Genomic DNA, 25,118 nt, shown 5'->3' on the forward strand with positions numbered 1-25,118 from the left:
GAGTGTGATTCATACGCTGATAAAGGTTATTTTTTTTATTATCTATTGAGAATAATTATCAATATCAATTAGGAGGATATATATGAAATCACTTCGTTCAGCATCACACGTCTTATTATTCTTTAGCTTTGTTCTATTGTTTGCTCTAGCCCCGGTTAGCTCTGCCTCAGCAGCAGGCTTAGCAGATGGTCAATATTCAGCACAATATGTGGTATGGAAAGCAGACAGTGATTCAACGTCAACAGCAAATACGTATTTTGAAAAACCAGCTAAGCTTGTTGTGAAGGATGGAAAAATCAAAGCGCAAGTCACGTTAACGAACAGCTCTTGGATTACAAGCTTTAAAACATTGGATCAAGGTGTCTACAAAGATGCAAAGGTGATCAGTACAAACACAGCTGCTAATAAGAGAACGGTAGAGTTCAATGTCAACAGCCTGACAGATGTTGTACCAGCTAAAGTGAGTGTGACTGTACCGGTCATTGGATATACAGGCAATTACGACATTCGCGTCAAGTTTGATGCAGCAACTGTTCAATAAAAAGGGAGGAAATTCATCTGATGAAAAAATGGATCAGGATGCCAGCCTTTGTGGCTGCATTATTGCTGGCACTTATACTGCCTTTTTCAAATGCACAGGCTGCCTCATTAAATGATGGTACATACTCCGTCAATTACACTGTGATGAAGGCCGAAGGAACTGCCGTTTCGATGGCAAATGATTACTGGCTGAAGCCGGCAAAAGTGATCGTGAAAAATGGCAAGCTGACTGTGCAAATGACCATTAAAAACAGCAGCTGGGTAACGGAATTTAAAGTGCCGGGAAATGGTGGCTATGTCGATACGACGGTCCTATCAACGAATAAGAAAGCCAATACAAGGCTTGTTCAATTCCAAGCACAGAGTTTGTCTAAACCAATCAAGTCAAAAATCCATGTCACAGTCAAATCGGCTGATTATGATCACGACTATACCATCCAGCTGAAATTCGATGAAAGCAGCATCAAGTCACTTTCTTCTGACAGTTCAAAAGAAACAGCAGGTGCAGCAAAACATCAAGAATCATCAAAAGAAACAACCAAAACAACTGATTCATCCACCAAAACAAAACAAGAAGAAAATCCTCAAACTGGTGATACAAGCCAGATGGGATGGCTCCTTGTGCTTGTCTTATGTTCAGGCGGGTTTTTAGCGAGAAAGTGGATCATCAAGCATTAACGGAAGGAAGTGTCATCTTTTGAAACGTCTTTTTCATCTACAGACAGCTATTCTGCTCGTTTTATTCAGTTTGTTGACTGCGTTTCAGCTGCCTCAAGGAACGGCTCAGGCGGCATCATTGGTTGATGGTGAATATACAGCCGGATTCACCATTTTAAAAAATGGTAGCACTGAAGCATCCATGATGGATACGTATACAGAAAAGCCAGCTAAGCTCGTCATCGAAAATGGCAAGACGACTGCCTATCTTACACTGAAGCAAAGCAAAGAAATTACAGATTTCAAGGTCGAACAAAATGGCTCTCTCGTCACCACTGAAACGGTCAGTGAAGATGAGACAGCGAATACGCGTGTGATCAAATTTGATGTAGCCGATGTATCAGCCAAATTAAATGGCTGGGTCAAAATTTACTGGGACTTAGGCGGCTTTATTTATGATGAGGCGTATGACGTACAGCTCGCTTTCGACGAGAGCAGTCTCACACTTGTCACGCCTGCGAAGCCAGACGATAGTGAAACAACACCTGATGATCAAAACGGTACGACGCCAGGCGACAGCGAAACAAAGCCGGATGATCAAAGCGGCACGACGCCAGGCGACAGCGAAACAAAGCCAGATGATCAAAACGGCACAACACCAGTTGATTCAGCGCAGAACCAATTAAAAGATGGTGTGTATCGTATCAACTACAGTGTGCTGAAGGGCGATGAGGATGAGGCATCTCGGATGAGCCAATACTTCTCACATCCAGCATCGTTAACCGTTAAAAATGGAACGCAAACCGTTTCCTTTACGGTGAAGGATCATACGTCAGTTGATTCTTTGAAAATAGAGAAAAACGGTTCTTATCAAGAAGTGAAAAACGTGAGCACAGATCAAGCAAAGAACACAAGAGTGGTTTCATTTGAAGTATCTGATCTGAAAAAAGCAGTTAACGGAAAAGTACACATTGTGGTAGCAGCCGCTCACTATGATCAAACGTACGATATTCGTTTTCAATTTGATTCAAAAAGTATCGTTCCACTGAAGGACGGTCAAATAGAGGAAGAAACCCCGGCTACACCAGAAACACCAAAACCAAATAAACCAGCACCAGACACAACGAACGGCGGAACGAATCAAGAGACAGTTCAGCTAAAAGACGGAGTGTACAAGCTTCCTTTTTCAATGAAGAAAGCAGACAAAGATGAGCTTTCTCGCATGAACGATTACGTCGTGAGCCCTGCGACATTGGTGGTGAAAAATGGCCGCCATTTCGTTTCATACACTGTGAAGAACAGCTCAGCCATCACGTCGTTCCAAGTAGGAACCGGCGGTAAATTTGAAGAGACGCTAGTTGCAAAGGCTGATCAAAAAGCAGATACACGAGTGATTCAATATGAAGCAAAAAGTTTGAGTAGTGATCAGGCAGCACGCGTGAAAATTGACATTCCAGCTGCCAATTATCATGAGCAGTACGATGTCAAACTTGTCTATGATACGAAAGGCATCGCAAGTGGTGAAGGAAGCGGAATTGCGACGGTGATCGGAGACGATGAGAGCATCGGCTTTGTGAAAAATCCGAATGATCACGATTCTCAACCAAACCAGCTTGCGAATTTCGCACCAGAGGAAACGGGCGCAGAGCAGATGACCTTTACGCCATCAGATGACCAAACCAAGTCTGAGACAGGTCAGCTGAACCCGAAAACAGGAGATACTTCACTTCTTTGGGTGTACATTCTTTTATTCGGCGGGTCACTATTCGTGCTCGTCAGAAAGTATCAAACTCGTACAAGATAAAGAATCTATGTTAAGTGAGGTGCGCCATTCATCTCGGCGCATCCACTTCCTTTTTTCGAAAGGAGGCTTCTGTTTTTTGAAGCATCGAATGTTATGTACCCTGATCACGGCTCTATGTGTGTGCGTCTTCTTAGCAGGCTGCTCACAATCAGCTGAAAGCTCAGCGAAAGGCAAAAAAAGCGCAGCATCAAGTGCCCGCATTGTGGCAACGACTGTAGCTGCTGCTGAGATCATGGATGCGCTAGAGGTAGATCTTGTCGGGGTGCCAACAAGTCAAAAATCCTTGCCGGCTCGATACAAAGGACTCCCAGAAGTCGGTAACCCAATGAGCCCGGACATGGAAATCATCCAATCACTTCAACCGACAGATGTCCTGTCTGTCACGACCCTTCAATATGATTTAGAAACGCCTTTTCAACAAGCTTCTGTCCCTGCGACATACCTCAACCTTGAGAGCCTGGACAAGATGGAGAACGCCATCACAAAGCTTGGAGAAAAATATGATAGAAAGACACAAGCGAAACGCATTGTGGATGATTTTGAACAAAAAAAGAAAGACATACAAGAGAGAACGAAGGGAAAGACGAAGCCATCCGTTCTCATTTTGCTTGGTGTACCAGGCAGTTATTTAGTGGCAACAGAGAATTCGTATATCGGTGATCTTGTGCGTATTGCAGGAGGAAAGAACATCGTAAAAGGTGAGAAAATGGAGTATTTGGCATCCAATACGGAGTATTTACAAAAAGCCAATCCAGATATCATTCTCCGAGCTGCACATGGGATGCCGGATGAAGTCGTCAAAATGTTTGATCAAGAATTTAAAACAAATGATATTTGGAAACATTTTCATGCGGTCAAACAAGACCGGGTGTACGACCTCGAAGAAAGCTTATTCGGGACAACAGGCAACTTAAAGGCAGCAGAGGCATTAGATGAATTAACTCGTATGTTGTACCCGTCATAAGCGGCGAATCTTAATGATAAAAGGACGTTCAAGATGAAAAAAACAGGGATTTTATTTCTGATAGTCAGTCTCTTACTAGCCGGCGTATTTATTTATTCCGCCATTACGGGGAGCATTCATGTTACACCGATTGAATTATTGGAAGGGCTTATGACCGGTCAACATGCACAGGTAGAAATCATTAAAGATTTAAGAATCCCCCGCATGCTCATTGCGATGTTTACAGGGGCGGCTTTATCTGTCTCCGGTGTCCTCTTGCAGTCTGTGATGAGGAATCCATTAGCAGATGCCGGTGTTATTGGTATTTCATCGGGAGCTAGCTTCTTTTCTTTAATGGCAATTACAGCGCTTCCTCAATTTTATTTCTACTCTCCTTTATTTTCAGTTTTAGGCGGGGCAATTGCCTGCTTCCTCGTATACGTGTTGTCTTGGAAAGGCGGCTTAAGCCCGATTCGAATGATTCTGGTGGGGATCGCCATCAATGCCATGTTTACAGGGATGGCAGAAGCGTTTGTGACCATTTGCAGCTATTTCAATATCACCATTAATCAGTCGGGACAGTCGAATCTGACGATGAAAACGTGGGGAGATGTCCGTTTAATCGGTGTCTATGGCGTCATTGGGCTTGTGGTTGCGCTTTTCTTTAGCAGATGGTGTAACTTGCTTGCCCTTCAGGATAAGACGGCGAAAAACTTAGGATTGCGTGTGACCAGAATGCGCCTTTTGATTTCAATCACGGCGGTGTTATTAGCAGCGGTGACTGCTGCGGTAGCGGGCGTGATTGCCTTTGTCGGTTTGCTCATTCCCCATATCTCTAGAAGGCTCGTCGGCTCTGACCACCGGGTACTGATTCCATTTTCTGCGTTAAGCGGGGCCTTGCTCATTTTGACGGCTGATACGCTCGGCAGAACGCTTGTGGCACCAAATGAAATCCCTGCTTCTACAATCATGGCTGTCATTGGCGGACCGTTTCTGATCTTTTTATTAAGAAGGGGGGATCGTCTGCATGGACATTCGTGAGGTGTCGTTTTCCTATGATCGACAGAGGGACATTGTTCAATCGGTCACCACGCATATCGAAAAGGGGAAAATTACGACCATTATCGGTCCAAATGGCTCGGGCAAATCCACGCTGCTTTCCTTGATGGCACATAACCATTGTCCACATAAAGGACAGATTCATTTAGATGGACAAGAGCTGAATGCGTTCAAGCCAAGGGAACTCGCGAGAAAGCTGGCAGTCGTACATCAGCAAAATGAAGCGCCGCTCGATTTAACGATCGAACGAGTCGTGGCATTTGGGAGAACGCCCTACCAGACGATGCGCGGCAGTGACAAGGAAGAGGATGAGAAAGCAATTGAGTGGGCACTGTCCTGTACAAAGCTGACGGATAAGCGAAAAGTGCCTCTCGCCTCATTGTCAGGCGGAGAACGGCAGCGTGTATGGATTGCGATGGCTTTAGCGCAAAAAACACCGATCCTTTTCTTAGATGAACCGACGACTTATTTGGATATGTATTATCAATTTGACATTCTTGAGCTCATTCGAGAGCTCAATGTCGAGCATGGATTAACCATCGTGATGGTCCTGCACGATATGAATCAGGCGATTCGCTATAGTGATGTTATCATCGCCATGAAAGATGGACAAATTATTCGCGAAGGACGGCCAAATGATGTGTTAACAGAAGAGATGGTGCGGCACATTTATCATGTGTCCGTCACAATTAAGCAAGATGCAGAAACAGGGATGTATATCGTGCCTGTAGGCATATAAGTTGTGCAAAAAGCAGGTGAGACAGTGTGAAACGAGGGAAAAGGATCGGGCAGCGAATGCTGACGATCGTCTGTTTAGGTGTTTTTCTATATAGCGGTACTGCCATTGGCTTGGAGCTCTTTGGCTATTATCAAAATCGTCAGGTGCTTGCAAAGGCTCAGACACTTTACACACACGAGGATGGAATGAAACAGCGAAAACCTGGAGAAATCCGTCAGTCATTTGATGATTTGCGAAAGGTGAATGAAGACATTGTCGGTTGGATTGATATGAAGGACACGATGATTCAGTATCCAATTGTTCAGTCAAACGATAATGCATTCTATTTAACTCGTAATTATGTAAAGGATGACACACGGGCAGGCAGTATCTTTATGGATTATCGTAATGACGTCTTGCATGAAAGTCCCAATACAGTGGTGTACGGTCATCGGATGAGGGATGGGTCTATGTTTGCTGGTCTCACAAACTATTTGAAAAAAGATTTCTTCCAAGATCATCGCACATTTCAGTACGATACGCTGTATCAAAGCTATGAAGCAGAGATTTTTGCTGTGTATGAGACGACAGTCGATTTCGATTATATTCAGACTGATTTTCAGGATCTTGGTGAATATGCGCACTACTTGCAAGCTGTGCGTAAGAAGTCCATCTATCAAACGAAAACAGACGTATCCACAGATGACTTGATTCTCACATTATCGACCTGTGATCACGTGCTGGCACCTAAAAACAAGCGTCTCGTGGTACAGGCGAAGCTAAAGAAAGTTTACTAGAAAAGGAGAGACAGACGGTTGAAATGTTTACATGTGATTTGGGCAGGACTCGTCGTCGTGCTTCTCCTCGGCGGATGCAGCCAGGCGGCGCCTGTCGAGAATGAGAGCAAGCAAGGTGCGCTCAACATTCAGGATTTTGCCGGCAGAACATTATCGTTTCATGAATCACCTGAACGGATCGTCTCGTTGTCAACTGGCGACATGAGCATCATTTATGCCTTAGGTGGCCAGGTTGTCGGCCGGCCAACTGCCGAATTGCCAGACAATCTACAAAAGGCAAAGTCCGTACAATCAATTGGCACAACCCATCAATTTGATGTCGAGCTGATCACGAGTTTAAAGCCCGATGTGGTGCTTGGGAATGAATCATTAAACAGCAAGGATATCTCTACTATAGAAGGAATTGGTTCACAGCTTCTTTTGACAAGTGCCAACTCAGTGAAGGATATCCAGCGTCAAGTTACTTTATTTGGTGATTTACTTGGAAAGCAGCAAAAGGCCAAAGCGCTCAATGCTCAAATCGACCAGCGGATCAAGCAAGTGAAGCAGCCTGAGAAAAAAGTAAAGACGCTCGTTGTATATGGTGCGCCCGGTACATATATGGCGGCACTTCCACAATCTTTAAGCGGTGATCTGCTGCGGATCGCTGGTGGGGCGAATATTGCTGAAAATGAACCAGCACTCGAAAAGTTTCCGCAATATGCACAAATCAATGCAGAAAAGGTAATCGAGGCCGATCCAGATCTCATTTTGCTGATGACACACAGCAATCCTGAAGATGTCAAAGCAGGCTTTATGAGTGAAATGAAGCAAAATGCGGCGTGGCACGATGTATCAGCTGTCAAAAATGGACACGTTGAGATTCTGCCAAGTGACCTATTTGGGACAAATCCAGGCGCAGAAGTCATCAGAGCGATCGATGAATTAGAGAAGAAATTGAAGCGATTGTCATCATGAAGATGAATGCAGAACTAGATTTTCAAAAAAGGCAGTCAAGACGAAAATGGCTGTTACCAGGATTGTTTCTCACTTTATGTGTGGGCGTCTGTCTAGGACTTGCGGTAGGTTCTGTCCAATTATCGCTGACGGATTTAATGGCTGTGTTCACGGGATCAGGTCTGCCTGTTCATGAAAAAATTGTTATGGATTTACGGCTGCCCCGTGTGCTCATTGGTTTTCTCGTTGGGGCCTGCCTCGCTGCATCAGGGGCGATTTTACAAGGAGTTGTCCGAAATCCACTGGCTGACCCTGGGATCATTGGTGTGACTGCGGGCGGCGGGTTAGCTGCTGTACTCAGCATGATTGTTCTTCCACAATTCACGTATTTGCTTCCGGCAGCCGCTTTTCTGGGCGCCTTATTAGCAGCTCTTGTCGTGTATATGCTGTCATTTGATCAAGGGGTTTCACCGCTTAAATTGATCTTGGCAGGTGTTGCCGTCAATGCGCTCCTTGGTGCGGTAATGAATGGGTTTATGGTGCTTTATAGTGAGCGTGTGCAGGCTGTTTTGCCTTTTCTATCAGGGGGATTAAACGGACGGAGCTGGCATCATCTTAGCTTCGTGTCGCCATATGCGCTGGCTGGATTATGTCTTTGCTTTTTCGCCATTAAACCGTCCAATCTCCTTTTGCTTGGCGATGAATCGGCTCAGTTATTGGGTCTTCGAGTAGAGCGGACTCGATTTTTTCTCATTGCGCTGGCCGCTCTTTTAGCTGGAGCGGCTGTCAGTGTCAGTGGTTTAATCGGATTTGTAGGGCTTGTTGTGCCTCATTTTATCCGTCTTTTAATCGGAGATGACTACCGGTATTTGCTACCGATTTCAATGCTTGGAGGGGGCGTGCTTGTGGTCTTTGCCGATACAGCGGCACGGGTCTGGTTTACACCGGTTGAATTGCCTGTAGGGATCTTGCTTGCCTGCATCGGTGCACCTTTCTTCCTCTATTTATTAAAAAAGAAAGGGAGGGGTTAAGATGGATGTCATTGCAATGGATGACGTGAGTCTCAGTCAAGGCGGCTTTCGGCTGTCTTCCATTTCAGCAGCTGTTCCTAAAGGGAGTGTGACCGGAATCATTGGCCCGAATGGGTCAGGTAAGTCGACTTTTATCAAAGCGGCCGCACGACTGACCTCAATCGAAAGCGGCATGATTTACATTCACGACATCCCGCAAAAAGAGATGACGGCACAGGAGATCGCCAAGGAGGTGGCAGTTCTCATGCAAACAAGAACCGCCATTCCATCGATGACAGTACGTGAGTTGGTCGCACTTGGACGCAGTCCGCATCGTTCCATCTGGAAAAAAAGCACCACGTCAGATCATGAAGCGATTGAGTGGGCGCTTGAGGTGACGAATAGCCGCATGAATGCAAATAGAATGCTTCATACATTATCAGGCGGAGAAAGACAAAAGGCATATATTGCAATGGCACTGGCTCAGAAGACAGAGACCATCATTCTGGATGAGCCAACCACTTATTTAGACATTGCACATCAGCTTGAATTATTGGAGCTGCTCAAACAGCTGAATCAAACACATGGCATCACCATTTTAATGGTTCTCCATGACTTGCAGCAGGCCGCAAAATATTGTGACCGTCTCATTGCTATGAAGCGAGGTCAGGTGCATCAAATTGGCTCACCAAAAGAAGTGTTAACAGAAGACTTTTTCAAGGAGGTTTTTGGGATTCAGGCAGAGGTTCACTTAGACGGACCGCATCCACTCATTATCCCCATTGCCTCCATTCAACAACAAAAGGGAGATGAACCAAACATGATTATTGTAAACAACCAAGTAAGAGTAGAAAAGGGCAGTGCAGACCACCTTGTTAAACGGTTTAACAAGCAGGGACAAGTAGAATTTATGGAAGGATTTTTAGGTATGGAAGTATGGGTCACTCAGCAGACAACTGATTACGATGAAGTGACCATTCACACCCGCTGGAATCGAAAAGAAGACTTTGTGAATTGGACAAAATCTCAGGCATTTGGTGATGCGCACGCTCACGGAAAGGCGAAACCTGAAGGCCTGTTAAAAAACAAAATTACGTACTATGAAGTGCAAGTCACAAGACCCGCTTTACAGAAAAAAGCCTAAATATTCAAAAGCGCTGCAGCGAAGAAGCAGCGCTATTTTTTTGTGATTGTCTCTTTCCGTCACATATTTTTGACAAAGTATTCAAACAACTGACACAATCCCATCCAAATTTTAGGTAAAATTTACTTTATTTTTGAAGCGCATGGGTGTAAAGTACAGGTATAAATAACTAACCGAATGAAAATCAAGAGTAAAATTTCACCGAGTGAACTATATCAAATGGACTTCCACTTGTGAATCATTGAACAAATAGTGAACTTTTTGTGAAATGGTGAGCATAAATATCTCGAATCATTCGGCATGCGAAAGTAAGGGAGGATGTAAGGCTGTGAGTGAGCTGTTTTTAGCAAGATTTCAATTTGCCTCAACGACATTATTTCATTTTATTTTTGTTCCTATGTCTATAGGTTTGGTATTTATCGTTGCATTGATGCAAACCCTTTATGTCGTCAAGAAAAAAGAGATTTATAAAAAGATGGCAAAATTTTGGGGTCACCTTTTCTTAATTAACTTTGCAGTAGGTGTGGTGACAGGGATTCTGCAAGAATTCCAGTTTGGGATGAACTGGTCAGATTATTCAAGGTTTGTCGGTGATGTCTTTGGTGCACCGCTTGCCATTGAAGCGCTATTGGCCTTTTTCCTTGAATCGACCTTTATTGGTCTTTGGATATTCGGCTGGGACCGTCTACCGAAAAAAATTCATTTGTTATGTATTTGGCTCGTTTCTCTTGGTACGATCTTTTCGGCGTTTTGGATTTTACTCGCCAACTCATTTATGCAGGAGCCAGTTGGATTTGTGATTAAAAATGGCCGTGCAGAAATGAATGACTTTGGGGCGCTCGTGACAAATCCGCAACTTTGGGTAGAGTTCCCGCACGTTCTGTTTGGTGCATTGGCAACCGGTGCTTTCTTTATCGCGGGTGTTAGTGCCTATAAAATGATCAAAAAACAAGAAGTGACCTTTTTCAAAAAATCTTTCCAGATTGCCATGGTGCTTGCTTTCATTTCTGGCTTAGGTGTGGCGTTCTCTGGACATGATCAAGCGAAGCACTTAATGGAATCACAGCCGATGAAGATGGCAGCAAGTGAAGCCCTTTGGAAGGATAGTGGAGATCCAGCGGCTTGGACACTATTTGCCAACATTGATACAGATAAAAAAGAAAACTCTGCGGAGATCAATATTCCGTTTGCTTTAAGTTACTTGGCCTATTCGAAGTTTAGTGGAGATGTGCCAGGCATGCTGACCCTTCAAAAAGAATATGAAGCAAAGTTTGGTCCTGGGGATTACATTCCTCCAGTCAAAACAACCTTCTGGAGCTTTAGAATCATGGTGGGTGCCGGCATGTTGATGATTTTTGCTAGTATGATTGGTTTGTATTTGAGCTTTAGAAAAAAACTAGAATCAAACAAATGGTATTTACGCTTCATGGTATGGATGATTGCGTTCCCGTTTATTGCAAACTCAGCTGGCTGGATCATGACGGAAATTGGGCGTCAGCCGTGGACAGTCTTTGGTATGATGACAACCGCACAATCCATTTCACCAAACGTATCGTACGGCATGTTGCTATTCTCAGTCATTAGCTTTACGACCATTTATCTGATTCTTGCCATCGTGCTTGCCTACTTATTCATTCGAGAAATTAAAAAAGGTGCACATTCTGAAGAGAATACAGATCAAAAGGATGAAACGGACCTGTCTACAGATCCATTTGATGGAGGCGCATATCATGGCATATCTTAACGAGATTTGGTTTATTCTTGTCGCAGTATTGTTTGTTGGATTTTTCTTCTTAGAAGGATTTGATTTTGGTGTCGGGATGTCCATGCAGCTGCTTGGAAAAGATGCACATGAGCGCCGCATTTTAATCAATACGATTGGCCCTTTCTGGGATGCGAATGAGGTCTGGCTGATTACAGCTGGCGGGGCTATTTTCGCCGCTTTTCCTCACTGGTACGCTACGATGTTCAGCGGATACTATATTCCGTTTGCAGTTCTTTTATTAGCGCTCATTGGGCGGGGGGTCGCCTTTGAATTTAGAGGGAAGGTCGAGAAGGCTTCATGGATCAAAACGTGGGACTGGGTTATCTTCTTTGGTAGCCTGCTTCCGCCATTTTTACTCGGCGTGCTATTCACAAGCATTTTACGAGGAATGCCCATTGATCAAAGCATGAATATGTACGCTGGATTTACAGACTTTGTGAATCTTTATTCAGTGATCGGCGGGGTAGCCGTGACGGTGCTTTGCCTCCTGCATGGATTGATTTTCGTCACACTCCGCACTGAGGGTGATTTAAGAAATCGTGCAAGAAAGCTCGGTCAGCGTGTTTTATTGATTGCACTACCAGTTCTTGTTCTATTTGTTGGTGTGTCTATTCTTGAAACAGACATTTATACCGTGCGTCCGATCATTACGATCCCTTTAACTGTACTTATTGTGGTTTGTTATGTAGCGGCTCTATTCTTTATGAGAAAAGAGCGTGATGGCTGGACATTTTTATTCACAGGTGCAGGTATTATGGTGACGGTGACCATGCTTTTCACAGCATTATTCCCGCGTGTCATGATTAGTTCGATCAACCATGCATTCGACCTCACCATTCAAAACGCTGCATCAGGATCTTATTCACTGACGGTCATGACGATTGTTGCCATTTCTTTGCTGCCTTTTGTGCTTGGGTATCAAATCTGGAGCTACTATGTCTTCCGTAAACGTGTAAGCGGTAAGGAGCCAATGACCTACTAATGGATAAACGTTTGCTTCAACTAAAAGGAATGAGGGGGCTTCTTGCCCTCTTAGGTATTGTGTCAATCATCCAAGGAGCAAGTATTATTTTTCAAGCACAGTGGCTGGCACATGCCATAACAACGCTGTTTGACGGGAAGAGCCTCATGCAGGCAACACCTTATGTCTTGCTGTTTCTTGCTGCCTTTCTGGTGCGGCACGGTCTCACCTTGATGCGGGAGAAGGTCATGTTCACCTATTCTTCCCGAATTGGAGCAGACGTGAGAAAGCAGCTGTTGGACCAGCTGTTCCGTTTAGGGCCAGCTTTCACGAAGAAAAAAGGAACAGGAAAGCTTGTGACATTGGCGATGGAGGGCATTGCCCAATATCGTCAGTATTTACAGCTGTTTTTGCCGAAAATGGTGAACATGGCAGTAATTCCGGTGATGGTGCTTGTCTATGTTTGGACATTAGATGAAACATCTGCTGTCATTCTCATTGTCACGCTGCCGATTTTAATTGTTTTTATGATTTTGCTAGGACTTGTCGCTCAGCGTAAAGCGGCCAAACAATGGAGATCGTATGAGAAATTATCCAATCATTTTACTGATTCTCTCCGTGGTCTTGAAACGCTTCGCTACTTAGGGATTAGCAAAAAGCATTCTCGCAATATTGCAGAGGTCTCAAAGCGTTATCGAAAGGCGACGATGAGCACACTGAAAGTCGCCTTTCTTTCATCTTTTGCTCTCGATTTCTTTTCTATGCTGTCCATTGCGACTGTCGCTGTATTTCTCGGCTTGCGCTTAATTGAAGGAGATCTTTTGTTATTGCCCGCTTTGACCGCACTAATGCTTGCGCCAGAATATTTTTTGCCAGTCCGTGAAGTGGGGAATGATTATCATGCGACGTTAAACGGTAAAGAAGCGAATGAGGCGATTCAAGTGATTTTAGAGGAAAAGGGCTTCCGAGAGCAGGAGACAGAATCCGTGCAGCTGAACGAGTGGAATGAGCAATCTGAGCTCACACTGCAAGATGTCAGTGTCTTGCATGATGAGCATGCACCATATTCGATTCAGGATGTGGACCTCACTGTGAAAGGAAAGAAAAAGATTGGGATCATCGGTGCCAGTGGTTCGGGGAAATCGACGTTAACGGATGTTCTCGGCGGTTTTGTTGAACCGTCTGCAGGTGAAATCATCCTAAACGGAAAGCCGCTTGCTCATTTACAGCTGGCGGCATGGCAAAAAGAAGTCGTTTATATGCCGCAGCATCCTTATTTATTTCACATGACACTGAGAGAAAACATTCGTTTTTATGAACCGAATGCAACCGATGAAGACGTCGAAAGAGCGGTGGAAGAGGCAGGTTTGTCTCAGCTTGTAGCGGATCTCCCCAATGGACTGGATGAGGTCATTGGCGAACAGGGCAGAGGACTGAGCGGTGGACAAGCGCAGCGGATTGCCCTCGCTCGCACAGTGCTCGGCCAGCGATCCATTATGCTGTTAGATGAACCAACGGCTCATCTGGATATTGAGACAGAGTATGAATTGAAGAAAACAATGCTTCCATTGTTTGAAAATAAACTTGTGTTTTTAGCCACACACAGACTTCATTGGATGACGGATATGGATGAAATCATTGTGATGGATCATGGGACGATTGCAGAGATGGGGACTCATGAATCATTAATGAAAAGAAAAGGTGTGTACTATCAATTGGTACAGGAACAAATGGGGGCGGTCACACATGGTCAGTAAAGGCTGGTTTATACCTTATATCAAGGAGAATCAAAAGCTGTTTGCCTTGGTGCTTTTTTTAGGGGCGATTGCGGTGTTTTCTGCTTCTATGCTCATGTATACGTCAGGGTTCCTCATTTCAAAAGCTGCCACAAGACCTGAGAATATCTTGATGGTCTATGTCCCAATCGTGGCAGTACGTACCTTTGGTATTTCACGCTCAGCGGCTCGTTATGCAGAGAGACTGGCGAGCCATCAGCTCATTTTGACGATGATTGAAAAAATGCGGGTACGTCTTTATGACATGGCTGAACGAAGTGCCAAACAGACGAAGCTTGGAACAGGTGAAATGCTTGGGCTGTTATCAGAAGATGTGGAGAGATTACAGGATGCGTATTTAAAAACAATCTTTCCATCCATCGGTGCGCTGCTTTTATATGCCGCTTCGATTGGAGCCCTTGGGCTTTTTTCATGGCCTTTTGCCGGATTGATGCTGCTTTATATGGCGCTGCTCGTATTTGTATTCCCATACATCACAGTACTTGTGAACCGGGCGAGACAAATTCAAATGAAGAAAGGCAGAAATGAACTGTACAGCCATTTAACAGATGCCGTCATGGGCGTGAGTGACTGGTTGTTTAGCGGCAGACAGAACGATTTTGTTGAAGGTTATGAACGAAAAGAAGCAAAGCTATTAGCACTCGAATCGGCAAAGCACCGGTTTATCCGTCTGCGCCAATTTTTAGCACAGCTAGTCATTGGAGGAGCAGTCGTCCTTGTCGTGTATTGGAGCGGCTCAGTCGTTCAGGCTGGTTCTATGCCGCACACGCTCATCGCAGCCTTTGTGCTTGTGCTGTTTCCATTAACAGAAGCCTTTCTTCCGCTGTCAGATGCAGCAGGCGATATTCCTGTTTATCAGCATGCCGTCAGCAGATTAAATCATTATGAAGAGCAGTCGTATGAAGGATTAGTGGAGAGGAAGGCAGCAGACGAGACACCCGTCTCTGATGGTGTTGAAGCGGTCTGTTTTGATCAAGTCACCTTCGGATATGAAGTAGATCAACATGTACTAAAGCATTTTTCGTTTTCCCTGAAGCAAGGTGAATCGCTCGCTCTCTTAGGAAAAAGCGGTGCAGGCAAATCGACCATTTTAAAATTGTTAGAAGGGGCAGTCGTGCCAAATCAAGGGGTTGTCAGCATTCAGGGGAAACCGGTACAAAGCATTCAAGAGGAGATATCCTCTTATGTGTCTGTGCTCAATCAACAGCCCTATTTATTCGATACGTCTGTTTTAAACAACATTCGCTTAGGTTCTCCAGAAGCGACAGAAGAGCAAGTAAAAGAAGCCGCCCGGCAAGTGCAGCTGCACGATTACATTGAGTCTTTGCCAGAAGGTTATCACACAGGTGTACAAGAGACAGGGGTTCGTTTCTCTGGTGGAGAAAGACAGCGTATAGCTCTAGCACGGATTTTGCTGCAAAACACACCGATTGTTGTATTAGATGAGCCAACCGTCGGGCTTGATCCACGCACAGAGCGTGAATTGCTTGAAACAATCTTCCGTGTGTTAAAAGGAAAAACAGTCATTTGGATTACCCATCATCTCACTGGCTGTGAGGCATGTGACCGTATGATGTTTATTGAAGGTGGACGCATTGAGATGGAGGGGCAGCATCATGATTTGCTGAAAGAAAATGTACGTTATCAAAAGCTGTATGAAATGGATCGTCCATTTTCGAACGTGTAAAAAATGTATGACAAGAACGTTCGGACAGAAGATTTCTGCCCGAACGTTTTTTTTGGCTTAAGGGTTTACTTTTCCTACACCCGCATTTGATACAACTTCTGATTTCACATTGTTCACGTTAAGCAAAGAGTAGTTATAAGGAGGGTTGTACGTACCTGTTGAAGACGTTGGCAGACTGCCTGTGCTATTAATATATGAGTTGTTGATGACATGCCATGTACCGACTTGACGGCTGTCCCAGCTGCCAATGGCATTGTTTGTATTTTCAAATACGTTGTGCTCAATTCTCATTTTTGCGCCCATACGAGAGTTAATGGCGGTTGTCTTGATGCCTTTGTAGTAGTTGTTATACAGATGGCCTTCTCCGTAGCGCATAGAAGGTACACGAGAGTTCAAGTTTTCAAAGCGGTTGTTGTGGAACGTAATTTTACGGTTGTAGTTATCGTTATCTGAGTTGCCCATAAGCATCGTTTTCCAGCTGTCATGGACATAGTTCCATGAGAACGTAATGTAATCGGAGTCATTTTTCACATCGAATAACCCATCATAGTCATCTTTCCCAGAGTTCAAAGTGTTGTAGAGTTCATTATGGTCGACCCATACGTTTTTAGAGCCACCTTCGATTCCGATGGCATCTTTATCACCGATTTTGCTGTGATGGATTTTGAGGTTGCGGATGATGACGTTATTAGCACGCCATACTTTAATACCAATCCCATTAAATTCGCCGTTTTTCCCTTTACCGACGATGGAGACATTGTTTGTATCTTTCACATCAATTTTATTGGCCGAAGTATTAGAAGGAGTAATCGTTCCGTCTACCACGATTTTCAATTTTTCATTTGTTCCTTTGCTTTTGAGGGCAGCTAATAGTTCATTTCCGGTTTTCACCGTCACCGTTTTACCGCCTTCACCGCCTGTTGTACCGCCATTTAATGTGGAGAATCCTTGCTGATTAAAATTGGCCATAATCGAAGGGCTTTCTGGATATTTCGTTGCTGCTTTTGCCTCCCCATTTGGCGCAAATAATGAAGTCACGAGACCAACCGCTAACACACCAGCTAACATTGGAACTTTTTTCTTCAACATGAACATCTCCATTCTATATTTTGTTTTAATGTAAACGTTTCCAAAATAAGCTGCGATTCAACCGCTCCTCCTTCCTTCGCCAGCATCGCCTCTTTCGGAATGTAGGAAGAGCATAGCACGCAAAAAGGTATCATCGGCTAAGAATTGGAACGAAGTATTCCACGATTTTCAAGGAAACTAAGGCAATGATTATTTCAATTTATCTACATGAGACAAGGATCATTGACGATAGGTATTGGGGTAACCTAGTGATTATGAAAAGGACGTTCTTCTTTTCAAGGAAAATCAAGATGATTACGAAAGCGTCATTTTGTTAGAGACAAAGACATGTCATAATCATTACATAAGAAAAAATTGGATATCAAATAGATCCATGCGCTAAACAACAGGTAGAAAAGGCTCCAATTTAAAAAAAGAAGGTCTATTTTAAACGATGCGATCACCGGTGTCGTCTAATCAATAAGAGATAGAAAGGAAGGAGGGACGTGTTTGGAGCAGACCGAGGAGACTTTATGGATCAAGCGGGCAAAACAGGGGGATGATGCCGCATTTACCGCCCTTTATCGGCATCATTATTCGTTTCTTTACCGTTATTTGATGAAATTGACCCTTCAACAAGAGCTGACAGAGGAGATCATGCAAGAAACGATGCTCAAAGCGTACATGAAACTTTCTTCTTTTAGAGGAGATTCATTATTTTCAACATGGCTCATGTCCATTGCATCTAGACAATTTTTAGATCATCAAAAGAAAAGAAAACGTGAACAAAAGAGAGAAGGAAAGGCGAATCAAGAAGCCATTCGCCGGTTCAAATGGGATGTTCAGCAAAAAGGCTATACTTGGCATGACATGTGGGATGCTCTAAATGAGTTAAAGGCTCAGGAGAGAGCACCGATCCTTCTCCACTACTATTATGGCTTTACTTACCCTGAAATCGCTTCGATGCTCGGGGTGAGAGAAGGTACGGTGAAATCGAGGGTTCATCATGGGATCAAGAAAATTCGAAAGGAGTGGGACTGATGAAAGAAGATCGTTTCGCCGATCGTTTAAAAGAGGAGTTGCAGGAGCTCGATGAACAAATCGAAGTAGAAAAGCCGAGTGAACAAGCTTTGATGTTGATGCTAAAGCAGGCAAAGGAAAAAGAGAAAAAACGTTTTAAACAAGAAGTGCTGGCGTACATCATCGTCAGTCTGACCATCATGACACTTTTTGCAGCTGCCATTACTCATTTGCCCATCATCTTCATTCTTCTCCAAGTGGTGAGCGTGCCACTCTGTGTGGTTGTCGGCATCAAGGAATACCAACATATTAAAGGAGGGTCCTCCTTATGAGTCAGACGGAAATGATCATCTTATTGTGCGCATTACCGTTACTGTTTGCACAGGGATTTCTCTTATTTATGGATGCCAAGAAAAGAGGGCGTTATAAATGGTTCTGGGGCATCATTGGATTAATCAACTTCCCATCTTCTTCTATTTTATATTGGCTGTGTGTTGTCTTACCTGATCGTAAAAGAGGAGAAAAGCTCAGGAAAGATTGAAAGACGTTGTAAAACTTTTGACCTTTTTTTTGAATGATCATCATCTAGAAACAATGAAAGTTTCATGAATGTGTCAAAGAAAGCGGGATGTTGAACGTCCAGTTCGTCATTTCTAGCACGATAGTCATTCTTTGAGCGGGTCATTTTCATGACGGAAGGTGATTCTGCTTGATCTATCTCATTTCGGCATCGTTTTCATCTGTTATCAATATTGATCAGTTTTTACAAATGGTGTTAAATTAATCTCAATATGCGTTAGAAAATCTAACAACCAAAGAGTGAGATATTGACAAGGAGGCAGATGAGACATGTTGACCTTAGATCGAGCAGCACAAACAGCACAAAGCTACATCCACCGTGTGCTAGAGGATGTAGAAAAACGGAATCCAGGTGAGGCGGAATTCCAACAAGCCGTGAAAGAAATTCTGGAATCCCTCGTCCCGGTTTTTGCAAAACACCCAGAGTATGAAAAACAGGGGATCTTAGAACGCTTAATTGAGCCTGAGCGGCTTGTGATGTTTCGTGTACCGTGGGTAGACGATGAAGGCAAAGTACAGGTGAACAGAGGATTCAGGGTTCAATTTAATAGTGCCATCGGTCCTTATAAGGGGGGCATTCGTTTCCACCCATCGGTCAATGCAAGCATCATCAAGTTTTTAGGATTTGAACAAATCTTTAAAAACGCACTGACAGGTTTGCCGATCGGCGGAGGAAAAGGTGGATCAGATTTTGACCCTAAAGGGAAATCTGATGGAGAAATCATGCGTTTTGTTCAAAGCTTTATGAGTGAACTCAGTCGTTATATTGGACCTGATCAAGATGTACCGGCAGGAGATATTGGGGTAGGCGCACGCGAAATCGGCTATATGTTCGGCCAGTACAAAAAAATGCGTGGTGCGTATGAAGCAGGTGTCCTGACAGGAAAGAGCCCTGGCTTCGGAGGCAGTTTAGCAAGAAAAGAAGCGACCGGCTATGGACTGGTGTACTTTATGGAAGAAATGTTAAAAGCCCACGGAATGCAATTTGAAGGACGATCTGTTGTTGTATCTGGGTCAGGAAATGTATCGATTTATGCGATGGAAAAAGTATTGGAATTAGGCGGAAAGGTTGTGGCTTGTAGTGATTCAAGCGGAGCCATTTACGACCCTCAAGGCATTTCACTTGAGACAGTGAAGCAGCTGAAGGAAGTCGATAACCAGAGAATTAGTGCCTACATAGACATTCACCCGCATGCTGAATTGATTGAAGATTGCGAACAAATTTGGTCTCTCCCTTGTGACATTGCGCTGCCATGTGCGACCCAAAATGAAATTTCAGAGTCGCAAGCACAGCAGCTAGTGGCAAACGGTGTCATCGCTGTAGGAGAAGGGGCCAATATGCCGTCCACACTTGAGGCCGTCAAAATATTTGAACAACATGATATTTTGTTTGCACCAGCAAAAGCGGCAAATGCTGGCGGAGTGGGTGTTTCGGCGTTAGAAATGGCGCAAAACAGTGCGAGAATGTCTTGGACTTTTGAAGAAGTAGATGGTCAGTTGAAACAAATGATGCAGTCGATTTATCGTCAGTGTACCGAGACAGCTGAAGAATACGGACACTCTGGAAACTTAATGGTAGGCGCAAATATTGCAGGATTTCGCAAAGTGGCAGATGCCATGATCGCACAAGGCGTTATTTAACTCCTGCTCTCCCGCACCTGTTTATTTCATGACAAGATCGGGAATCGTCTTGTAAGAATGACAATAAGGAGGCGCGGGAGAAAATGAAAAAGTGGCTGAAACAAATTGTCAAATGGGCACCAGTGATTTATCCAGTGGTGAGGAAAATATACAAAGAACGAAAAGCATCCAAAAGTCGTAACGTATCAGCCGGGTAATCCGGCTTTTTTTTATGAAATGAATGAAACAAAAAAATATGCTGTGGGAATGATCCATTTCACTTCTCTCTCCGTTAAGTACATAACAAACGGAAAGAGGAGGCAAAACAGATGAAAATGAAAAAAGCATTTTTAACGATCCCGCTTAGTGCAGCATTATTATTACCAACTGCTCAAATGGCAAGTGCACACGAAGGACATATGCATGGGGATGCAAAAAAGTCGTCATCATCACAAGAGGTGTCAAATAAAGCAACGGATCTTCGCGCAGCGCTTGATCAGCTGTTCTCAGAACATGCTTATTTAGCAGTGATCACGATGCAAAAGGGAATTGATGGCAGTAAAGATTTTGATCAAGCAGCCGCAGCGTTAAATGAAAACACGAATGATCTATCAGATGCGATCGCCTCTGTGTATGGAAAAAAAGCAGGGAAACAATTTAAAGAGATTTGGTCAAGCCATATCGGCTACTTCGTTGATTATGTACAAGCAACAGCGAAAAAAGATGAAGCAGGTAAAAAGAAAGCGGTCAAAGAGCTTGATCAATACCGCATGAAACAAGCTGATATGCTTGATAAAGCAACAGGTGGAAGATTGAAAGCAAGTGAACTTGAAGAAGGTTTAAAAATGCACGTCAATGAACTGCTAAAAGCTTTTGACAGTTACACGGAGAAGGATTTTGATACAACCTATGAAACGGTCAGAAAATCCATTCATCATATGTTTGAAGTAGGTAAAGGCGTATCATGGGCGATTACAGATCAATTTCCTGGGAAATTTGATCAAAAATCAGTCGATACTCCAGCCGCAGATCTTCGTGAGGATTTAAACTACTTGTTCTCAGAGCATTTGGCACTCGCGGTAGTGGCTATGCAAAAAGGGAATGATGGCAGCAAGGACTTTGACCAAGCGGCAGCAGCCTTAAATGAAAACACGAATGATCTATCAGATGCGATCGCTTCTGTTTATGGAAAAGATGCAGGAAAACAATTTAAAAAGATCTGGTCAAGTCATATCGGATATTTAGTTGATTATGTTAAAGCGGATGCATCAGGAGACGAGCAAGCAAAAGAGAAGGCTGTCAAAGATTTAGATGCTTACCGTATGAAACAAGCAAAATTTTTAGATCAAGCGACAGATGGCCGCTTGAAGGCGGCTGACTTAGAAGCCGGGTTGAAAACCCATATTGATGAGCTCATCAAAACGTACACGTCTTATCACAATGGCGAATATGATCAGCTGTACCCGACTGTCAGAGAAGCATACGGCCATATGTTCATGGTTGGTCAAGATGTCGCATCAGCTATTGTCGATCAGCATCCTGAATTATTCAAATCCAACATGCCAAATGAGATGCCGAAAACAGGTATGGGAGGCACAGCCGGTCCATTAGGTATGTCATATGAAGCATTTGCTGGGATGATGGCAAGTCTCATCTTAGCCGGAGGTGCAGTGGGGGCGTTCTTCCTCATTCGCCGTAAACCATCAAATTAAACAATATCAAGACAAGAGGGAACGTGCACAATCGTGCCGTTCCTTTCTTCAAAAGGAGGTCGACTTGCGTGAAAAGATGGCTGTTTAGTATTCTTACGCTTCTCATCATCACGGGCTGCGCATCCCAATCAATAGATGAAAAGTCATCCTCTGAAACTGCATCATCTCCTGAGCCAATGACAGCAAAACAAGCCAAGAATCCATCTCATTCACACGACACGTTAAAAGATGAGCCATCGGGTATTGTCCCCGCTGACATCTCCATTCCAGCGATTGATGTCCAAGCAAAAGTGGAGAAAACGACTTTATCAAAGGATGGCAGTATGGGTGTTCCGCAAAATACAGATCACACGGCTTGGTTTGAAGATGGTCCGAAGCCTGGTGATAAAGGGAATGCTGTCATAAATGGTCATGTTGATAATAAATGGGGTCCAGCTGTTTTTTATCGATTAAAGGAGCTAAAAAAGGGAGACAAAGTCATTGTGACATCCTCGTCAGGGGAAAAGCGAACCTTTGAGGTTCTCAAGGTGAAAAGCTATCCGCGCGAAGAGAAACCAAATGCTTTTTTCGGGTACGCCTTTACACGGAATCTCAATTTCATCACATGTACGGGAACTTTTGATCATGCAGCCGGTACACATGAAAAAAGATTGGTTGTCTTTACACAACTGATTTCCTCATAAGAAAAAGGCGGATACACGGAGGTGTAACGCCTTTTTCTTATGATTTTCACAACAGCATCTTAGAAGAAGATTCATAGGTCATTAGATATGGTTGGTTGTATAAATAGGGGCGTTTGTCATATAAATGAGTTGGCAATTTTTATTTCTTTTCAGTAGAATATGAGTAATGAAGAGAACTGTAAGCGTATACAACCTGTCCAAACAAGGCAGATTCTCCACCCTAAATGAAGGAGGCCGACCTAATGCTGAGTAAAAGACTGGCGCACATTTTAAGTCAGCTGATGGCAGCTGAGACTCCTCTCACGAGCGCTGCGCTTTCTGTCAGTTTACAAGTGACAAGCCGCACCATCCGAACAGACATCAAGGAACTGAATGAGCGTCTAGCCCCTTATCAAGCAGCTGTATCAGCTGTTAGAGGCGCTGGCTATGAGCTGTTGATCAACGATGAGAATGCCTTTCGCCGTTTTATGAAGGAAGAAGTCGAACAGGAAGAACCGCTTGCTGTTCTTCCAGAAGAACGAGTTCGATTTATTTTGAAAAAGCTGCTTCTAGCGGAATCATATGTGAAGCTGGAAGACTTACAGGAGCAGCTGTTTATTAGTAAATCGACGATGAGTAATGACATGAAATGGGTCAAACGTAAGCTCGAACCCTTTGATCTGAAGCTGGAAGCAAAGCCGAATAAAGGCTGCCGGATCAAAGGATCTGAGATGAAAATCCGTTATTGCATGTCAGAATATTTATTCAATGAACGGCGTTCCTATCAAACCATGCTGAACACGGCGGTTACGATTTTGCCAAAACATGAGCTGGAATTGATTCAGAGAACCATGATTGATTATATCAACGAGGAAAAAATGAATCTATCAGACATTTGCATGAATAATTTAATTGTTCATATTGCTATTGCCTGTAAACGGATTAGACACGGAAACTATGTATCTGTGCTGCCTGAAGAAATCAACGAAATCCCAAGGGCAAAAGAATACAAGGTAGCTAAAAAAATGGTTGAGCGTCTTGAAGGGCTGCTAGATGTCTCATTTCCACAAGAGGAAATCGTTTATATCGCCATCCATTTGCTAGGAACAGCCAAAATGGTACAGTCTTTTTCAACGGGCGGTCAAAAACAAATTGTGGATGATGACACGAGCCGTCTTGTTCAGCTGATGCTGAAAGCCATTGATCAAAAATTGCAGCTGGATTTAGCGGGAGATGCGGAATTGCTGATTGGCCTCAGTTTGCACTTAAAACCAGCGATCAATCGGTGTAAGTATGGAATGAATTTAAGAAATCCAATGCTTGATGAGATCAAAGCGGGCTATCCAATTGCCTTTGAAGCAGGGATTGTGGCGAGCAGGGTCATTGAAGAAGAGACAGGTTTGTCCATTCATGAAAATGAGATCGGCTATATGGCACTTCATTTTGGTGCGGCCTTAGAGCGCAGGAAAATGGAGATACCACCGAAGCGATGCCTGATTGTCTGTGCGTCTGGTGCAGGGAGTGCAAGGCTACTTCAAGATCGTTTGCGGTCACAATTTGGGTCAAAGCTGACCATTTTAGGAACAGCAGAGCTTTATTCGCTTCCGCATGTCTCTTTACATGCATTGGATTTAATTATTACAACCATTCCCATTCATATGGATTTACCGATTCCGGTCATTCAAGTGAACACGATTTTAGGAGGCAGTGATTTTTTAAAAATAGAAGAAGCTTTGACAAGTGAAACAAGAGTGACATTAGCCACGCAATATATGAAAAAGGAATTGGTCTTTACAAAACGCGCCTTTCAAACAAAGGAAGAGGTCATACACTTTCTCACGCAAAAGGTCATTGACATGGGCTTAGCGCCAGCAGAACTTACACAATCTGTGATGGAAAGAGAAGAGTCTGCACCGACTTCATTTGGGCATTATACAGCGATTCCGCATCCGATGACCCCGCTGACAGAAGAGACGTTTTGGGCGATCTGTACATTAGAAAAACCGATCATTTGGGGAGAGAAAAAAGTTCAATTTGTGTGCTTGCTTTGTGTCGAAAAGGAGAACGCCAAAGACTTAAAAGGCATGTACCGTCTGCTTGGAGAGCTTGTCCATCATGTGAAATTTATTCAGCACCTCATCACCTGTGACACCTTTGAAGACATGCTGGATGTCATGGATAAAAAAGCGCCTTCGTACAAGAACTAATGGTGTGATATTAACTTTTTCCGCTTCCTAAAGGAAAAAGTATGGGTGTTTATGAAAGCGGTTTCATAATATGATGAATGTGTAAAGAAAAGCTTCATACTTCAAAAAGGGGGCGTTTACAATGAACATTTTATTAGTTTGTGCAGCAGGTATGTCAACAAGCTTACTTGTCACAAAAATGGAGAAGAGTGCACAAGAACAAGGAAAAGACTATCGTATTTGGGCAGTATCTGGAGATGCTGCTAAAAATCATATTGATCAAGCCGATGTGCTTTTATTAGGACCTCAAGTTCGTTATTTATTACCGCAAATGAAAAAACTCGGAGAAGACAAAGGAATTCCAGTAGATGTGATTAATACCGTGCATTATGGCGTATGTAATGGCGCTGAGGTTTTAAAATCTGCTGAACAGTTAGTGAACGGATAAAGGGGG

The 25,118-nt window shown here is 43.7% G+C and carries 24 protein-coding genes; 23 read left to right on the forward strand and 1 reads right to left on the reverse strand.

Translation table 11 applies throughout. The features are described 5' to 3' along the window. The first annotated feature begins 82 nt into the window (after positions 1 to 82). From EBQ12_RS05575 to cydC, 14 genes are all read left to right on the forward strand, one after another. Positions 83 to 541, forward strand: coding sequence for an NEAT domain-containing protein (locus EBQ12_RS05575; RefSeq protein ID WP_007497924.1), 459 nt, complete (start codon positions 83 to 85; stop codon positions 539 to 541). Positions 542 to 561: 20 nt separating this feature from the next. Next, on the forward strand, positions 562 to 1,218 hold the full coding sequence (isdC, locus tag EBQ12_RS05580) for a heme uptake protein IsdC (protein WP_035702537.1): 657 nt from the start codon (positions 562 to 564) through the stop codon (positions 1,216 to 1,218). Positions 1,219 to 1,237: 19 nt separating this feature from the next. Next, complete coding sequence (locus EBQ12_RS05585) at positions 1,238 to 3,001, forward strand: NEAT domain-containing protein (protein ID WP_125589317.1); 1,764 nt, start codon at positions 1,238 to 1,240, stop codon at positions 2,999 to 3,001. Positions 3,002 to 3,077: 76 nt separating this feature from the next. Continuing rightward, positions 3,078 to 3,965, forward strand: a complete 888-nt coding sequence (gene isdE / locus EBQ12_RS05590; RefSeq protein ID WP_052320545.1) for a heme ABC transporter substrate-binding protein IsdE — start codon at positions 3,078 to 3,080, stop codon at positions 3,963 to 3,965. Between the two features lie 33 nt (positions 3,966 to 3,998). Next, a complete protein-coding gene (locus EBQ12_RS05595) occupies positions 3,999 to 4,985 on the forward strand; it encodes a FecCD family ABC transporter permease (protein WP_007497915.1) in 987 nt (328 codons plus the stop codon). Then, the gene (locus EBQ12_RS05600; protein ID WP_008345591.1) at positions 4,972 to 5,742 is read left to right on the forward strand and encodes an ABC transporter ATP-binding protein; all 771 of its coding nucleotides are present in this window, start codon (positions 4,972 to 4,974) and stop codon (positions 5,740 to 5,742) included. The genes EBQ12_RS05595 and EBQ12_RS05600 overlap by 14 nt, the downstream gene beginning before the upstream one ends. A 26-nt stretch (positions 5,743 to 5,768) precedes the next feature. After that, positions 5,769 to 6,518: a class B sortase gene (srtB, locus tag EBQ12_RS05605; RefSeq protein ID WP_017358682.1), complete on the forward strand. Its 750-nt coding sequence runs from the start codon at positions 5,769 to 5,771 to the stop codon at positions 6,516 to 6,518. An 18-nt stretch (positions 6,519 to 6,536) separates the two neighbouring features. After that, positions 6,537 to 7,475, forward strand: a complete 939-nt coding sequence (locus EBQ12_RS05610) for an ABC transporter substrate-binding protein (protein ID WP_017358683.1) — start codon at positions 6,537 to 6,539, stop codon at positions 7,473 to 7,475. Beyond that, positions 7,472 to 8,485 carry a FecCD family ABC transporter permease gene (locus EBQ12_RS05615; protein WP_099496941.1) on the forward strand — a complete coding sequence of 338 codons (1,014 nt, stop codon included), beginning with the start codon at positions 7,472 to 7,474 and terminating at the stop codon, positions 8,483 to 8,485. The genes EBQ12_RS05610 and EBQ12_RS05615 overlap by 4 nt, the downstream gene beginning before the upstream one ends. Before the next feature lies 1 nt (position 8,486). Continuing rightward, positions 8,487 to 9,608, forward strand: a complete 1,122-nt coding sequence (gene isdG / locus EBQ12_RS19615) for a heme oxygenase (RefSeq protein ID WP_025208211.1) — start codon at positions 8,487 to 8,489, stop codon at positions 9,606 to 9,608. Positions 9,609 to 9,936: 328 nt separating this feature from the next. Further along, complete coding sequence (locus EBQ12_RS05625; protein WP_008345582.1) at positions 9,937 to 11,352, forward strand: cytochrome ubiquinol oxidase subunit I; 1,416 nt, start codon at positions 9,937 to 9,939, stop codon at positions 11,350 to 11,352. Next, the gene (gene cydB, locus EBQ12_RS05630; protein WP_025208210.1) at positions 11,339 to 12,355 is read left to right on the forward strand and encodes a cytochrome d ubiquinol oxidase subunit II; all 1,017 of its coding nucleotides are present in this window, start codon (positions 11,339 to 11,341) and stop codon (positions 12,353 to 12,355) included. Before EBQ12_RS05625 ends, cydB begins: the two co-directional genes overlap by 14 nt. Further along, on the forward strand, positions 12,355 to 14,091 hold the full coding sequence (gene cydD, locus EBQ12_RS05635; protein ID WP_125589319.1) for a thiol reductant ABC exporter subunit CydD: 1,737 nt from the start codon (positions 12,355 to 12,357) through the stop codon (positions 14,089 to 14,091). The genes cydB and cydD overlap by 1 nt, the downstream gene beginning before the upstream one ends. Beyond that, complete coding sequence (gene cydC / locus EBQ12_RS05640; protein WP_125589321.1) at positions 14,081 to 15,817, forward strand: thiol reductant ABC exporter subunit CydC; 1,737 nt, start codon at positions 14,081 to 14,083, stop codon at positions 15,815 to 15,817. The genes cydD and cydC overlap by 11 nt, the downstream gene beginning before the upstream one ends. Before the next feature lie 57 nt (positions 15,818 to 15,874). Here cydC and EBQ12_RS05645 read toward each other — a convergent pair whose 3' ends face one another. Beyond that, positions 15,875 to 16,906: a pectate lyase family protein gene (locus EBQ12_RS05645; RefSeq protein ID WP_125589323.1), complete on the reverse strand. Its 1,032-nt coding sequence runs from the start codon at positions 16,904 to 16,906 to the stop codon at positions 15,875 to 15,877. A gap of 489 nt (positions 16,907 to 17,395) precedes the next feature. On the opposite strand from EBQ12_RS05645, the gene sigY reads away from it, so the two are divergent. The 9 genes from sigY to EBQ12_RS05685 all read left to right on the forward strand — a co-directional run bounded on the left by sigY (position 17,396) and on the right by EBQ12_RS05685 (position 25,112). After that, positions 17,396 to 17,926, forward strand: a complete 531-nt coding sequence (gene sigY, locus EBQ12_RS05650) for an RNA polymerase sigma factor SigY (protein ID WP_125589325.1) — start codon at positions 17,396 to 17,398, stop codon at positions 17,924 to 17,926. Continuing rightward, entirely contained in the window at positions 17,926 to 18,237 is a 312-nt protein-coding gene (locus tag EBQ12_RS05655) for a YxlC family protein (RefSeq protein ID WP_035389913.1), read from the forward strand. Before sigY ends, EBQ12_RS05655 begins: the two co-directional genes overlap by 1 nt. Beyond that, positions 18,234 to 18,446, forward strand: a complete 213-nt coding sequence (locus EBQ12_RS05660) for a hypothetical protein (protein WP_008345569.1) — start codon at positions 18,234 to 18,236, stop codon at positions 18,444 to 18,446. The genes EBQ12_RS05655 and EBQ12_RS05660 overlap by 4 nt, the downstream gene beginning before the upstream one ends. A 308-nt stretch (positions 18,447 to 18,754) precedes the next feature. Next, positions 18,755 to 20,125, forward strand: a complete 1,371-nt coding sequence (gene gdhA / locus EBQ12_RS05665) for an NADP-specific glutamate dehydrogenase (RefSeq protein WP_125589327.1) — start codon at positions 18,755 to 18,757, stop codon at positions 20,123 to 20,125. Between the two features lie 83 nt (positions 20,126 to 20,208). Beyond that, a complete protein-coding gene (locus EBQ12_RS19505; protein WP_008345567.1) occupies positions 20,209 to 20,322 on the forward strand; it encodes a hypothetical protein in 114 nt (37 codons plus the stop codon). Between the two features lie 111 nt (positions 20,323 to 20,433). After that, positions 20,434 to 21,816, forward strand: a complete 1,383-nt coding sequence (locus EBQ12_RS05670) for a hypothetical protein (RefSeq protein ID WP_052320538.1) — start codon at positions 20,434 to 20,436, stop codon at positions 21,814 to 21,816. A gap of 68 nt (positions 21,817 to 21,884) precedes the next feature. Then, entirely contained in the window at positions 21,885 to 22,499 is a 615-nt protein-coding gene (locus tag EBQ12_RS05675) for a class F sortase (protein ID WP_017368312.1), read from the forward strand. 242 nt (positions 22,500 to 22,741) lie between these two features. After that, positions 22,742 to 24,685 (forward strand): BglG family transcription antiterminator, encoded by a 1,944-nt coding sequence (locus tag EBQ12_RS05680; protein ID WP_125589329.1) that lies wholly within the window; start codon positions 22,742 to 22,744, stop codon positions 24,683 to 24,685. Positions 24,686 to 24,806: 121 nt separating this feature from the next. Next, on the forward strand, positions 24,807 to 25,112 hold the full coding sequence (locus EBQ12_RS05685; protein ID WP_007497889.1) for a PTS sugar transporter subunit IIB: 306 nt from the start codon (positions 24,807 to 24,809) through the stop codon (positions 25,110 to 25,112). Positions 25,113 to 25,118 lie beyond the last annotated feature (6 nt).

The organism is Bacillus sp. 2B09 (genome assembly GCF_003946835.1).
GTDB lineage: Bacteria > Bacillota > Bacilli > Bacillales > Bacillaceae > Bacillus > Bacillus altitudinis.